Origin of the sequence: Paenibacillus sp. J5C2022, assembly GCF_025567625.1 — a bacterium.
GTDB lineage: Bacteria > Bacillota > Bacilli > Paenibacillales > Paenibacillaceae > Pristimantibacillus.
Window position 1 is genome coordinate 209,379 of sequence record NZ_JAOQJC010000001.1, and the last position, 14,153, is coordinate 223,531.

Here is a 14,153-nt window from a genome sequence, read left to right on the forward strand (position 1 = left end):
GCTCTGCTATGGGGCAGGGATGACGTATGTTCATCTCTGCCTTTTTTGCGTTGTCGGAAAGATGAAAATTTGAGAGGGAGGCTTACGATGAGTTCATATATTACTGTGGCGAGTCGGCATATGAATCTGCAGGAAGGGACGGGGGCGATCGAACAATTGCTGATTGAATGCTATCTGAGTCCCGGCATATCAACTAAGGAACTGGCGAGAAAGCTGCTGCTGCCTATTCCGGTTACAGCTGCCATCAAGCGGGAGCTGATGAAAGCGGGAGCTCTCGTGCAAGACCGTGGCGTAAAGTGTACGATTGAATGCATCAGCTGGATAGAGCGGGAATGGGGATTCGATGGTCTGGACATAGAAGTTCATGCGGCGTTGCTCAGTGAACGACGAGCGGAAGCCATTATCCGGGAGCTGGCGGACGAGTTGGACATCCTATTCCATAATCGTCCTCAAGTCGATGTAACGATTGACCAATCCCAATGTACACCGGAGACCAGCCTGAGGCGGGCCATTTTATGTCTGAGGCAGCACGCCTTGATTGGCAAGCGCATTTTATGCGTCGGAGATGATGATCTGGTTAGCGTATCCATCGGACTTTTGCTCCAGCGCTTGTTTCCGAACCGAAAGCATACCGCAACCAAAGTGGATGTTGTAGACATCGACGAGCGGTTTTTGCACTTCATTGCCAATCTTGCTGAGAAGAGCGAATTTCCGATCGCATGCCATCGCAAGGATTTGCGGCACCCTCTGCCTCATGCGCTTATGGGGCAATTCGATTGCATCTTCACGGACCCGCCATACACGCTGCAAGGGATGAGCTTGTTTCTCTCCAGAGGTATTACGGCGCTTAAGTGCGAGAGAGGATTGCCTATATTTCTGTCATTCGCCCATAAGGCGCCTCCGTTCATGCTGGCCGTGCAACGGGAATTTCTTCGCATGGGGCTGACCGTTCATGCCAATTTCCCTCGCTTCAATGCTTATGAAGGAGCTGAAATGATTGCCAATCGCAGTCAACTGTTCATTCTTCGCACGACGGATCAGACGGTTCCGGAGTATCGCGAGGCATTCCAGGATGCCCTGTATACGGGGGAAGTTAGGCAGACACTGCGCACTTACCAATGCAAGCACTGCTCGCAGCAAGTGAAAGTGGGATTACGCGAAGAGATCGAGACGATCGAACAATTGAAAAATGAAGGCTGTCCCACTTGCAGCTGTGATACATTTGTTTTGGTTAAGCGAGAACAATTATCGGCGAAGTAAGGTGTAAAAACTGTAAAACGGGCGTGTTCTATTTCTAGTATGAAGTAGAGCATGCCTCAAGTCTCATCCTTGTATTTATCATAATATATGCCAAAAAACGCTTGACATCCATAATCTTATCGAATAATATTTGACTAACGAACGGTAGGTAGAGGGGAGGGGAGAATATGACAGCTAATCGAATTAAAGCTATCGCATTGTCTCATTTTGCGAGATTCGGCTATGAAGGAGCGTCACTGGAAAATATTTCTCAAGAAGTCGGGATTAAGAAACCGTCGATATACGCACACTTTAAGGGCAAGGAAGAACTATTTTTTATCTGCTTGGAAGAGGCGCTCGGAAAGGACATTGAGTATTTCCGGAGTCATGCACATGCAAGCGAGTCAACTTCATTCAAGGATATGTTGCATCAATTGCTGACGGGATATGCGAACCGGTTCCAGGAAAATGAAGAAGCCATGTTTTGTATACGGTCCTCCTATTTTCCGCCGGCCGCATTCCGGGACCAAATTGTCCGGAGAGCCAATCAGCACATAGAGAATATAAGAGTCGTTCTTCGTCCATTTTTCCAGAAAGCAAGCGATCAAGGCGTCTTGCGGGAAATTGAACCAAGGGATGCGTTAGATGCATACATGTGTCTATTCGACGGATTGATGGTCGAGCTATTGTTCGAAGGCTTCGAACGGTTCGAGAGGCGGCTTGCCGCTTCGTGGAAGGTATACTGGCATGGTGTTTCTGAGCAGAGCAGGTAGCATTATACCTTCATGCCGACGGACTGCTCCATGGCAGGACGTTTTTTTATACAATCAAACTAACGACTGGTAGGAAGGGTGCGGAAGGATGGCTTGGGTTTATGTCATATTAGCAGGCATTATTGAAGTATTTTGGGTAATCGGATTGAAGAAAGCGTCCAGCCTCTTGGAGTGGGCAGCGGTTGCCGCAGCAATTGTCATTAGTTTTTTTCTTTTATTTAAAGCTTTTAAGTCATTGCCCGTCGGCACCGTATACGCTGTCTTTACCGGACTGGGAGCAGGCGGGATCGTCTTGTCGGAAATATTGTTTTTCGGTGAACCGTTCTCGATTGTGAAAATTGCTTTAATCGGGCTAATCTTTGTCGGTGTAATCGGGCTTAAGCGAATTTCAGGCGAGAAGACAGAGAAGGAGGCCGCATAACATGGCGTGGACATTTCTCATTATCGCAGGCATTTGCGAAGTGGCCGGCGTTATCTTTATGAAGCTCGCAACAGAAAAAAAAACCTGGGGCCCCAGACTACTATTGATAGCCAATTTTGCGGTCAGCTTCTACTTCTTGTCGTTGGCGATGAAGGATCTGCCCATGGGAACGGCTTACGCGATCTGGACGGGGATCGGAACGGCGGGTAGCGCCCTGATCGGGATCGTCCTGTTCAAGGAATCCGCCGATTGGCGCAGATTGCTATTTTTAAGCTGCATTCTGTTCGGAGCGGTCGGACTGAAGCTATTAAGCTAATGTGAGGCTAATCGAGAATTAATGATTGAAACTGTTATCTATTCCCAGTATGCTTGAGGAAGAGTCTTACAATTCATATGGCGGGGGAATAGGGATGGAAAGAGGCAAGGCAGTCAATTCACCGTGGATGTACGCATTCGGGATGCTGGCAATGATGATTCCGGTGCAGGCATTCAGCACATTTTACACGTTTTTCTACACGGAGAAGTTAGGATTATCAATAGTGCTCTTCACGGCAGCGAGAACGGTGTATCTGATCTGGGATGCGGTCAACCAGCCGTTGGCGGGCTATTATTCGGATCGCACCAATACGAGATTCGGTAGAAGAAAACCATGGCTTTATATTTCGGTTCCGCTATTCGTGCTTACTTATTTTATGTTGTTTGCTGTACCGAACGGATTATCGGAGACGATGCTATTTCTATGGTTTCTGGTTGCTCTCATCTTGTTAGAGGCGGTCATGACCATCATCTGGGTCAACTATGGGGCATTGTTCCCGGAGCTGTACCGACAGGATAAAGTGCGCAAGAAGGCATCCGCCATTCAGCAAGGCTATCAAATTGTTGCCATTCTAATTGCTTCGGTGGCCGCCCCAATGCTGTACACGAATCTGGGCTTCGGAGCCATGGCACTCGTACTTGGAGCGGTATTCGTCGTCTTCATGCTGCTGTTCCTACGCTTCACTGAGGAGTCCGAAGAAGCGCGCCAGACGCCTCGTATCGGTATGAAGGAAGCATTCACCGCCACTTTGTCGAATAAGCCGTTCTGGATATTCAATATTTCCAATTCATTCGCCCAGACGGTCAACGGCTTGCTCAGCTCCATGATACCCTTCTATGCGAAATACGTGCTGAAGGTGGATGAAGGATTGGTAACTGTGCTGCTGGCCTCTATATTCGTCTCGGTTATCCCGCTTGTTGGAGTATGGTACTGGATAATAAAACGGATGAAACCGGTGAAAGCGTGGCAGCTGTCGATATTGGCTTATGCCCTGTCTGTCATTCCGCTCTGGTTCGGCAGCAGCTTGGCGAGCGGAATTACAGCCGGGGTGATCGTCGGCTTCGGACTGGCGGGCTTCCTAGTTACGCCTCCGGTCGTGAACAGTCTCATTATCGATCTGGACTATGCCGCGACCGGACACAGACGGGAAGGCGTCTACACGGCAGTAAGCGGATTCATCATCCGTTCCAGCGGGTTGATCGCCGCACTTGCATTCCTAATCGTCGGCGCCCTGTTAGGCTATAAGAGCGGAGACGAACCCGGCGATAATCCGGAGCTGACGTTCCGGGTGCTTATCTCCGGCGTACCGTTCGTCTTGCTCGCCATATCGTACACGCTAACGTTCTTCGTAAAGCTGAAGGGCGAGACGATCGATACAAGCGAAGTACAACGATGATGGGAGTCCGGAAGATATAGGATGGAAAGCCCGGAGCATGCTCCGGGCTTTCGTATGTGCCGTGCAGCTGCTAGGCAGACATGGCCATAGCGGCGGCGCGGCATTCTCTGGCGCAATGCATACAGGTCTGTGCGCAATGGCGGGAAGCGGGATCGTTGAATTTCATGCATTCCGCAGCGCATGCTTCGCATACATGTGCGCACATCATGAGCATCGCTTTGGAGAACGGGCTGGAACGCGCGACGAAGCGCGCCGTCTTGGCGCATATGTCGGCACAGTCACGGAGCAGCTTGAGCTGATTCGATCTGCCATGCAGATTGCCCGACATTAATATGTGGGTGATCATATGCTCGCAGGTAACGGTACAATGATGAAGAACACCTACGATTTGCGGCATTCCTGTCTGAGGGTCCCGATATGGCAAGTGGATCATCCTCCAATACTTGTTGTAGTCTGTGTGAATGCATCAGCTGCAATAGTCTATGTGTGTGTGTACGCGGAGATCACGGTGTATGCCTAACCGATCATTTATAAATGACTTGAGAGATTGGTGACTTGCAAGCTGTCAGCGATGTGGTGCTATACTGATAGATAAGAGTGGGGAGCAGATTGAACGGTTCGGACAGGTATAGTCATATAGAAGAGGGAGAGGGGGAATGATGCGTTGACTTTACAGCAATTGAAGTATGTAATCGAAGTGGCCAATCGAGGGTCCATTAACGAAGCCGCGAAGCGGTTATTCATATCGCAGCCCAGCTTGTCCGGCGCTATCAAGGATCTGGAAGTGGCGATGGGAGTCACCATATTCGAAAGGACGAACAAGGGGATATCGCTGACAAAGGAAGGCGTTGAATTTCTGGGTTACGCCAGACAGGTCGTGGAGCAAGCGGAGTTGCTGGAGGGACGCTACATGAACGCGAAGCCGTCCCCGCAGCACTTCTCTGTGTCGACACAACATTATGCGTTCGCGGTCAACGCTTTCGTCAGTCTGGTGCAGGAGCATGGCCACGAGGAATACGAGATGAGCCTGCGCGAGACGAAGACATATGAAATCATCGAGGATGTCAAGTCGATGCGAAGCGAGATCGGCATCCTGTATGTGAATGAGTTCAACGGAAAGGTGATCAACAAGCTGCTCAAGTCGGCCAACCTGCAGTTTACAAGCCTTTTTACGGCGAAACCCCACGTATTCATCAGCATTAATAATCCGCTGGCCAAGCAGAAGATGGTTACGATTGAGGAGCTGCAGGATTATCCTTATCTGTCCTTCGATCAAGGAGAATATAATTCCTTTCACTTCTCGGAGGAAATACTGAGTACGCTGTCGCGCAAAAAGAGCATTCTCGTCAACGATCGGGCGACGCTCTTCAACTTGCTGATCGGATTGAACGGCTACACGATCTCGACAGGGGTGCTCAGCTCCGATCTGAACGGCAACGAAATCATCCCTGTGCCGCTCGCTATTGAAGAGACGATAAACGTCGGCTGGATTGCCCAGCGAAATGCTTCGTTATCTATACTGGGAACAGCATATGTGGAAGCGTTAAAACGTGCCGTAGGGCAATGAAAAGTGATTGATATAGATTTTAGCTATAACTGGATATAGATTATTGCAGTTACCCTATATCTATCATTCCATGCTATCTTTCTTGTAACAATTTGTATTGGAGTGTGGCAAGGATGGCAAAGAGCAGTGTATTGGGGTATCCGCGAATTGGCGAGAATCGGGAATGGAAGAAGGCGCTTGAAGCATTCTGGGCCGGCAAGCTGGAGGAAGAGGCGTTCGAGGCTGAATTGCAAGAGCTTCGGCTGAAGCATTGGCGCAAGCAGCAAGAAGAAGGCGTTGATTATATACCGGTTAACGACTTCAGTTATTACGATCAGGTGCTGGATACGGCCGCCATGTTCGGAATTGTGCCGAAGCGCTTCGCTTATTCCGGTGGCCCAGTTCCTCTATCGCTCTATTACGGCATGGCGCGCGGGACGAAGGATGCAACAGCATGCGAGATGACGAAATGGTTCAATACGAACTATCATTATATCGTGCCTGAACTGGATGGCGCATCGCCGGCGCTGACGGAGAACAAGCCGTTGATTGCCTATCGGGAAGCGAAAGAGAAGCTGGGAATCGAAGGACGGCCGGTCATCATTGGGCCGCTTACATTCCTGAAGCTGTCCAAGGGTTATAAGGAAGAGGAATTCGATCTCTGGCTCGAAAAGCTGATACCGCTGTATGTGCAAGTGCTGCAGGAGCTGGAGCAGGAAGGCGCGGCATGGGTGCAAGTGGATGAGCCGGTGCTGGCAACGAGCGTTAGCCGAACAGATATTGAGCGGTTGAACAACATATACAGCGTCTTCGCCTCTGAAGCACCTGGACTGAAAATTATGCTGCAAACCTACTTCGAGTCGGTTGAAGCGTACAGCGAAATCGTACAGCTGCCTGTACAAGGTATTGGGCTTGACTTCGTACATGGACGCGAAGGGAATCTGGCGGAGCTGAAGCGATACGGCTTCCCGATCGATAAGGTGCTGGGTGCGGGAGTCGTAGATGGACGCGGCATATGGAAGGCTTCGCTGCGTGAAAAGCTGGAATTGCTTAGCGAGCTGACTACGGTAGTTCCATCGGGCCGTCTTGTCGTACAATCCTCCTGCAGTCTGCTCCACGTGCCGGTGACGGTAGGCAAGGAAGAGAAGCTGCAGCCGGAACTGCGCGGTGCGCTTGCATTCGCGGACGAGAAGCTGAGCGAGCTGGTGCTGCTGACGAGAGCGCTGCAAGCCGGCGAGACGGCGATTGCGGAGCAGCTTCGCAGCAATGAGCAAGAGCTGGCGGCGCTTCAGCAGTCGGCGGCGCGCAATCGTACGGATATTCAGCAGGCTGTAGCCGCCGTCAGCGCTCAGGAGCCGAAGCGCAGCAAGCCGTTCGCGGAGCGGCATATCGCACAGCGGAACAAGTGGCGGCTGCCGCTGCTTCCAACGACGACGATTGGCAGCTTCCCGCAATCGGCGGAAGTGCGGAAGGCACGTCAGCTGTGGCGCAAGGGAGAATGGAGCAACGTACAATATGAAGCATTTATCCGTGAGCAGATCGATATCTGGATCGGGCTGCAGGAAGAAATCGGCCTGGATGTGCTCGTACACGGGGAATTTGAACGGACCGATATGGTGGAATTCTTCGGTGAGAAGCTGGACGGATTCGCGTTCACGCAATTCGGATGGGTGCAGTCATACGGTTCGCGTTGCGTGAAGCCGCCGATCATCTACGGTGATGTGGCCTTCGCGGAAGCGATGACGGTCGAGGAGTCGAAGTATGCGCAGTCCAAGACAATGCGTCCCGTGAAAGGCATGTTGACGGGGCCGATTACGATCATGAACTGGTCATTCGTGCGAGATGATATTTCCCGAGAAGGGATCGCTTATCAGCTGGCCTATGCATTGCGTCAAGAAGTAGAAGCGCTGGAAGCTGCGGGCATCGGCATGATTCAGGTGGATGAACCGGCTGTTCGCGAAGGCTTGCCGCTGAAGGAGAAGGATCAAGCGGACTATCTGGCATGGTCCGTGAAGGCGTTCCGCATGACGACTTGCTCAGTGCAAGAAGAGACGCAAATTCATACGCATATGTGCTATTGCGAATTCCACGACATGATCGATTCCATCGAAGCGATGGATGCGGACGTTATCTCCATCGAGACTTCGCGAAGCCATGGCGAGCTGATTCACAGCTTTGAAGAAAATACTTACAAGCTGGGCATCGGCCTTGGCGTCTATGATATCCATAGCCCGCGTGTTCCGCGCGTAGAAGAAATGACGAATATGATCGATCGTGCGCTCCGCGTGCTGGAGCCCGGCTTGTTCTGGATCAATCCGGACTGCGGCTTGAAGACGAGAGGACGGGAAGAGACGGTGGCGGCGCTTCGCAATATGGTGGAGGCAACGCAACTGGCAAGAGAGCAGCTTGCGATAGAAGTATAAGATGTAGTGGGAAATCCCTTTTGATAAGAGCGGTTATGCCGGCAGATTCGCATTGGACATGCCTGGACTAACCGCTCTTTTTGCTGTGCGAGGGGTGAATTAATAGAGAAAAGGCACGAATGTCTTCGTCCGCTTCCGGTATTGCTCGAAGGGCTCGCCGTATTTCTGTGCCAGATGCTTGTCGAGCATGGGGATATTGAAGAAGGCGAAGAAGCAGAACAGCCATAGCGGAATGAGCAATGCCCAGCCGTTCCAGGCGACTAGCGCCATAGCCAGCACCCACAATACGTCGCCGAAATAGTTAATATGCATGGAGTAGCGGAAGTACCCGCCCGTATACAGCTTGCCCCTGTTGGCAGGATCTTGCTTCCAGACGTGACGAAGCCATTCGGCATGTGAATTGAAGAGCGAACCGATGATGAAAAGGATGGCAAATCCGATATCCCAGCCGCCCAGCGGCTTGTCATGCATTAAACTCAGTACGGGAATGACGACGTAATAAAGCGAGAAAGCGGCAGGTACTGTTAATGCTTCTTGCCAAGGCATCGGCCTTCTCAATAAATAAAACATTGTAAATTTCATACGTACGAAAACGATGACAATCATAATAAAAAGCAACGTATTTCGTCCAGGGTTTCCGCTTGTCAGCTTCCAATGGAACAAATTATTCAACACTTCATGCCCGTCAAAAAACAATAGCCAGGCGGCAATCGCCATAATGATCAATTCCAGCGTCATGAGAGTGAGTCGTGGATACCAATAGCTGTTATGTTGACTATACAATGTTTTCATGATGCACCTCCGAATAGTTTTGAAATATATATAAAACATATTTCATAATTAAAGTATGACGCAGTGAATTTGACTTGTCAATAACTTTTGAAATTTGACACGGATATATTTTAAAATTATAGTGGAGATGAGGTGAGGACATGGATGGATTCAAGCGAAGAACGGAGCATAAAAAGCAACAAATATTAAAGGTTGCACAGGCTAAGCTGCAACAGGGCAGCTATCAAACCGCAACGATTAAAGAGATCGCCAGCGATGCCGGAGTATCTCAAGTGTCGATATACAATTATTTCGGAAGCAAAGACGAGCTGCTATACGAGGCGATATCTGTCATGATGGAGGAACAATTGAAGCAGTATGAGGGATTGTTGGAGCAGCAATTGCCTTATCCCAAGCTTATGTATGCCGTAATGAACGAAGAATCAAAATTTATTAAGGTCATTAATGATTGTTTGAAGCAGGCTTCGGATGCAGGGGAGATACAAGAAAGAGTGTATGGATTTCTGGAGGAGCGATTTATTCCATTTCTGATGAAGCTGATCAATCGCGGTGGGGAAGAAGGGTATATGGCTGCGGACTTGAAGCAAGACGAGCTTCTTTTTTATTTCAGCATGTATCAGCAGGCGATGAGCTCATTTTACGAGACGGAACGGTCCAACCGCGTGATGCTTTCGGAGGAACGTTTCATCCAGTTTTTCTTCAGTGGTCTATTGGGAGAAGGCTTTATAGAAAAGAGGTAATTTCAGTATCGATTCATCGTACCGGAATTACCTCTTTTCTTCTTGTTTAGATGCTAACAGCCGTTCCGCTTACTGCGACCATGAGCATGCCTTCGCGGATCACTTCGTAGTCGATGTCGACGCCAATTATCGCATTGGCCCCCATATGAGCAGCTTTTTGCTGCATTTCATGCATCGCGGCATCTCTTGCTTCTTGAAGCTTGCCTTCGTACGCTCCGGAACGTCCGCCCACAATATCGGTAATGGAGGCAAGAAAGTCTTTTACGACATTCGCCCCCATTATGACTTCGCCAGTTGTAATGCCAAGGTATCGCTTGACGGGATGTCCTTCAATTGCGGGAGTTGTGGTTATAATCATGCCGATTCCTCCTGTATGTTTATTTCCTCTCCTTACTACGTGTAGTTTTAGCTGAAGTTTCCAATTATACTCCTAGCATGGCCGTGATTTTCAAGGGGCAACCTGCTATAATAAATTGCATGAAATCTATATTTCACGCAATTTAGTTTCTAAGATGATTTTCCGATAGAGATGATAGGGATGTGCGATAGAAATGGAGACCTATGAACAAGAAATAGAGACATTCGTCGTCTATATGCAAGACAGGGAATATGCGAAGGAGACTCAGACGGCTTATGCGAACGATCTGAAGCAATTCCTGATGGAATTGGACGGGAAACCGCTTCACGAAGTGAGTGAGCTGGATGTGATGAAGCACCTGACGAATGTGAGGAAGCGCGGTGCGGGGGCGAAGTATCGGAACAGATGCCAGTCGGCGATACGCCTGTTCTTCAAAGTGATGATGCGATTCCAACTGGCCGGCCATAACCCTACGCTTGAGATTGAGAAAGCGAAGGTGGAGAAGAACCGCCGGCCTGTCTTCCTGGAACGAAAATGGCTGGACAAATGCTTGCATGCGGTGAACAGCAAGCATATGGCAAGAGACGTCGTTATTGTGGCCTTGATGGCCTATGCGGGACTTCGCGTCAGTGAAATCGTTCGTCTGAACGTGAACGACTATGAATCCGGTCGTGGGTCACTTGCGGTGCTGGGCAAAGGGGAGAAGTGGCGGTATATTCCGCTGCCAACCGAGCTGAACGCCTTATTGCTCCATTATGGGCATGTACGCATTCTGCCGCGCAACAAGAAGGACGAGCAGGCAATGTTCATCTCGCAGTTCGGCCGCAGGATAAGCAAGCGGATGGTGCAGACGATAGCAGAGAAGATGTTCATCGCGCTGCAAGGAGAGCATGAGGAGCTTCACGGTATCAAGTTGTCCGCGCACAAGCTGCGGCATTCCTTTGCAACGGATCTCCTGCGCAATGGGGCGGACTTGCGGGTCGTGCAAGAGCTGCTCGGTCATGAGGATATTTCGACGACACAAATCTATACGCATGTGCTGGATGAATCCAAACAATACGCGATGAGTAAACTGCGCCCAAATATCCCTGTCCTAAAGTAAATGCGAAGGTTATGCGCCCAGCAGGGGAAGATGTTTACGTTTATGATAGGTAAGCGTTAATAAAATGCACTGTTTCAATTCATCGACAGGCAAGGGATCATTTTCGTGGAATAGGATGGCACGATTGCCTTCATAGCGAAAAAGATCTCCAAAAATCTCCTTAAATGTTTCGACGAGTTTCGTTTGACAATGGAAGTACATCGCATAGTGGTGGGGATTGTTCTTTTGCCAGCCTATTCGGAGTGTACTTCCGAATTTTGTAACATAGCTTGGTTCACTCCACTTTAGAGTTTCTTCGACTATTTCGATTTCATCTGTTTCTGAAGCGGTTTGGAATACCAACTGGCGAAGGAACAGCAGTTTTGTGCGAATCTGTACGGGATAGCTTTCAAAAATATTGGCGACCTTGGAGTTGTGGATTGTATTCATGAAGATTCTTCTCCTTTCTCGGTGATAATCAGGTCGAAATCTTGCATAGTATAACATTATTTGCACATGACGTAAAAGAATCTCATCACAGTTCCTGGACCAAAGTTAACATAATAATAGTTATGTTTGTTTAATGGCATTAATAAAAATATTGCCATAAAAATATTTATGTAAAGTATATGTCGAAACGGATAGAAGTCGAACCAAACAAAAACCGGAAGGAGCATCTTACGATGACCCTTCCGGTTTTTGCTTCAAATAACGCTTGTCCTTCAGAAACAACCGCCAGAACCAATAGAAGACGGGAGCGAGCACAACAGAGCTGACGATATAGCCGATTAACAGTGAACGGAACATCGTATGGTTCGTGAACCCTTGCTCTACGGTCAGAATCGGATAGATGAGGTAAGGCATATGGGATACGCCATACGCATAGCTGGCAAGCGCGTATTGTACGACGACTGCGGCGACTGTCCAGCGTGGGAAGCCGATAAAGCCGCTATTCCGCTTCCAGAATAATGCGCCGTATCCCAATAGGAACGCGATGACGGAATAGCCGAACCACAGCGCCTGCTCCCGGAAGCCTTCGACGATCCAAGCCGCTTCGGGCGCCATTGTGAAGGTCGTCAAGAGCGCCATAATCAGCGTGAGAGGACCAAGCACGATGCCCAGCTTGCGGTATATCCGGTAGGCTTGTTCATCCTCCGCCTCACGTGAGTAGTCGGCGAGGAAGATGGCGGACAAGAACAGCTCGGTCGACAACCCGAAGCCCAGATGCGCATATTCTGTAGGCGAGCTGAATAGCTTAGCCAGCTCCAGATGCGGCACACCGCCGTCGATCGTCACAAAGCCGCCAAGTGTAACCGGCAATACACTAATGAGCAAGCCGGGGATAAGCAGACCCGTCACGCCCGAGACGACAATCAGAAGGCGGCTCCACTTGCGAAAGGCGAATGCGAATACCATAAACGTGCTCCGAATGGTAAGAAGCAGCAGCGCAAGACCTACCGGAAGCACGAGTACGGCAGCCAGCGTGTACATGGAGCGCGGGAAGAAGCCAACCAGCGCGACGACTAGCAATACGAGAAATACGTTCGTCACTTTCCACGTTGGCGACAGGAAGCGGTTCGCAATAGCACCTGCATTGGTCCTGGAGCCTCTCCGGTCGAACAGCATCGCCCAGAAGCCGGTGCCGAAGTCGATCGAACCCAATATGGAGTATATGAATATGAACACCCACAGTATAAAAATCGCCAAAGTTACATCGCTCATGTTGGTGTCGCCTCCCTGCCGGCAAGCTCGGGAAGCACAGGATGCCTTTTGAAGTAAAACCGCATAGCAAAAACAGTGACGATTAGCAGAAAGACATATATCCCGATGAACAGGACAAACAGCAAGCCAAGGCTCTCCGATTGCGTTGCGGCTTCGCTGGTGCGCTGCACATGGTAAATCGTCCACGGCTGCCTGCCTGTGCAGCTGAATATCCACCCGGTCTCGATGCCGATCATCGCAAGAGGTCCGGTCGCGACCAGCGCCAGCAATGTCCAGCGAGGATAAGTCCGCTTCAGCAGCAGCCGGTAGGCAATAGGAGCGAAGGCCATCAAGATGAGCAGCGTCCCGATTCCTACCATCAGGTTGAATAACGTATGCACTTGCAGAGGCGGCCAGTTCTCCATCGGGAAGTCGTTCAGTCCTCGCACGACGCCATCAAAGGAGTTGGTCGCCAGAAAGCTGAGCAGCCACGGTATCTCGATAGAGCCATTCAACGTTCGGGATTCGGCGTCGGCCGTTCCGCCAATTGCAAGCGGGGCGCGGCTTTGCGTCTCGAACAATCCCTCAGCGGCAGCCAGCTTCTCCGGCTGGTAATGATGCAGCATCTGCGCGGTGGCGTGTCCGTTCACCGCCGTTCCAACCGACATAATGCCCCCAATAAGAAGCGCGATAAATAGAGCTTTTCCATGATAGGCATACTCCACAGCGCTTCGATTCCTTCTTAACAGCTTGTATGCAGCGACTGAGGCGACTGCGAAAGCGCCTGTCATATACGCGGACAGCAGTACGTGACCCGCCGTCGTCCATATGCTGGGATTGAGCACGGCCGCCCACGGATCGACATTCACAATTTCCCCATTTACGATCTCAAATCCCGTCGGCGTGTTCATCCAGGCATGGGCATCGGTAATAAGCACAGCAGAAGCACTGGCTCCGATCGCAACGAAGATGACGCTTACGATCCGGGCAAGGGGAGGGAGTCTGTCTGCAGCGTAGACATAGATAGACATAAATAAAGCTTCCAGGAAAAATGCCCATATCTCCACCTGGAAAGGCAATGCGATCACTTGTCCCACATATTCCATGAAGCCGGGCCACAGCAGCGCCAGCATAGCGCCTACGATGGTGCCGGACGGAATTGCGACGCCGAGAATAATAGCGAATCCTCTCGTCCAGCGCTTGGCCATCGTGGAATAGTCGGGGTCCTTCTTGACATGATATAGGATTTCTGCAACGACAATCATAAGAGGTATGCCTACGCCAAGCGTTGCGAAAATAATATGAAAGGCCATTGAAGAGCCGAACAGCGCTCTGGCAAGTGTCACCGTATCCATCGTTTATTCTCC

15 protein-coding genes are annotated in these 14,153 nt (G+C 50.2%); 9 read left to right on the plus strand and 6 right to left on the minus strand.

Annotated features, from left to right (window positions below):
- The first annotated feature begins 87 nt into the window (after positions 1-87).
- The 5 genes from M6D81_RS00980 to M6D81_RS01000 all read left to right on the plus strand — a co-directional run bounded on the left by M6D81_RS00980 (position 88) and on the right by M6D81_RS01000 (position 4,145).
- Positions 88-1,260: a bis-aminopropyl spermidine synthase family protein gene (locus M6D81_RS00980; protein ID WP_262674909.1), complete on the plus strand. Its 1,173-nt coding sequence runs from the start codon at positions 88-90 to the stop codon at positions 1,258-1,260.
- A gap of 167 nt (positions 1,261-1,427) precedes the next feature.
- Positions 1,428-2,012 carry a TetR/AcrR family transcriptional regulator gene (locus M6D81_RS00985; protein WP_262674910.1) on the plus strand — a complete coding sequence of 195 codons (585 nt, stop codon included), beginning with the start codon at positions 1,428-1,430 and terminating at the stop codon, positions 2,010-2,012.
- Positions 2,013-2,100: 88 nt separating this feature from the next.
- Positions 2,101-2,433: a DMT family transporter gene (locus M6D81_RS00990; protein WP_262674911.1), complete on the plus strand. Its 333-nt coding sequence runs from the start codon at positions 2,101-2,103 to the stop codon at positions 2,431-2,433.
- A 1-nt stretch (position 2,434) separates the two neighbouring features.
- Positions 2,435-2,749 carry a DMT family transporter gene (locus M6D81_RS00995; protein WP_262674912.1) on the plus strand — a complete coding sequence of 105 codons (315 nt, stop codon included), beginning with the start codon at positions 2,435-2,437 and terminating at the stop codon, positions 2,747-2,749.
- 94 nt (positions 2,750-2,843) lie between these two features.
- Positions 2,844-4,145: an MFS transporter gene (locus tag M6D81_RS01000; RefSeq protein WP_262674913.1), complete on the plus strand. Its 1,302-nt coding sequence runs from the start codon at positions 2,844-2,846 to the stop codon at positions 4,143-4,145.
- Positions 4,146-4,215: 70 nt separating this feature from the next.
- On the opposite strand, the gene M6D81_RS01005 is transcribed toward M6D81_RS01000, so the two are convergent.
- Positions 4,216-4,569 carry a four-helix bundle copper-binding protein gene (locus M6D81_RS01005; protein WP_262674914.1) on the minus strand — a complete coding sequence of 118 codons (354 nt, stop codon included), beginning with the start codon at positions 4,567-4,569 and terminating at the stop codon, positions 4,216-4,218.
- A 240-nt stretch (positions 4,570-4,809) separates the two neighbouring features.
- On the opposite strand from M6D81_RS01005, the gene M6D81_RS01010 reads away from it, so the two are divergent.
- Entirely contained in the window at positions 4,810-5,712 is a 903-nt protein-coding gene (locus tag M6D81_RS01010) for a LysR family transcriptional regulator (RefSeq protein ID WP_262674915.1), read from the plus strand.
- Positions 5,713-5,825: 113 nt separating this feature from the next.
- Positions 5,826-8,114 carry a 5-methyltetrahydropteroyltriglutamate--homocysteine S-methyltransferase gene (gene metE / locus M6D81_RS01015; protein WP_262674916.1) on the plus strand — a complete coding sequence of 763 codons (2,289 nt, stop codon included), beginning with the start codon at positions 5,826-5,828 and terminating at the stop codon, positions 8,112-8,114.
- Between the two features lie 99 nt (positions 8,115-8,213).
- Here metE and M6D81_RS01020 read toward each other — a convergent pair whose 3' ends face one another.
- Positions 8,214-8,906: a DUF1295 domain-containing protein gene (locus tag M6D81_RS01020; RefSeq protein WP_262674917.1), complete on the minus strand. Its 693-nt coding sequence runs from the start codon at positions 8,904-8,906 to the stop codon at positions 8,214-8,216.
- Between the two features lie 140 nt (positions 8,907-9,046).
- Here M6D81_RS01020 and M6D81_RS01025 point away from each other — a divergent pair, with 140 nt between their 5' ends.
- Positions 9,047-9,646 (plus strand): TetR/AcrR family transcriptional regulator, encoded by a 600-nt coding sequence (locus M6D81_RS01025; RefSeq protein WP_262674918.1) that lies wholly within the window; start codon positions 9,047-9,049, stop codon positions 9,644-9,646.
- Between the two features lie 46 nt (positions 9,647-9,692).
- On the opposite strand, the gene M6D81_RS01030 is transcribed toward M6D81_RS01025, so the two are convergent.
- Positions 9,693-10,004: a YbjQ family protein gene (locus M6D81_RS01030; RefSeq protein WP_262674919.1), complete on the minus strand. Its 312-nt coding sequence runs from the start codon at positions 10,002-10,004 to the stop codon at positions 9,693-9,695.
- A gap of 193 nt (positions 10,005-10,197) precedes the next feature.
- Between M6D81_RS01030 and M6D81_RS01035 the strand changes: the two genes are divergently transcribed.
- A complete protein-coding gene (locus M6D81_RS01035; RefSeq protein ID WP_262674920.1) occupies positions 10,198-11,106 on the plus strand; it encodes a tyrosine-type recombinase/integrase in 909 nt (302 codons plus the stop codon).
- 9 nt (positions 11,107-11,115) lie between these two features.
- Here the strand turns inward: M6D81_RS01035 and M6D81_RS01040 are convergent, their stop codons facing one another.
- The 3 genes from M6D81_RS01040 to M6D81_RS01050 form a co-directional block, all read right to left on the minus strand.
- Complete coding sequence (locus tag M6D81_RS01040; protein WP_262674921.1) at positions 11,116-11,535, minus strand: DUF1801 domain-containing protein; 420 nt, start codon at positions 11,533-11,535, stop codon at positions 11,116-11,118.
- A gap of 228 nt (positions 11,536-11,763) precedes the next feature.
- On the minus strand, positions 11,764-12,807 hold the full coding sequence (locus M6D81_RS01045) for a cytochrome d ubiquinol oxidase subunit II (RefSeq protein WP_262674922.1): 1,044 nt from the start codon (positions 12,805-12,807) through the stop codon (positions 11,764-11,766).
- Positions 12,804-14,141: a cytochrome ubiquinol oxidase subunit I gene (locus M6D81_RS01050; protein WP_262674923.1), complete on the minus strand. Its 1,338-nt coding sequence runs from the start codon at positions 14,139-14,141 to the stop codon at positions 12,804-12,806. The genes M6D81_RS01045 and M6D81_RS01050 overlap by 4 nt, the downstream gene beginning before the upstream one ends.
- Positions 14,142-14,153: the final 12 nt, after the last annotated feature.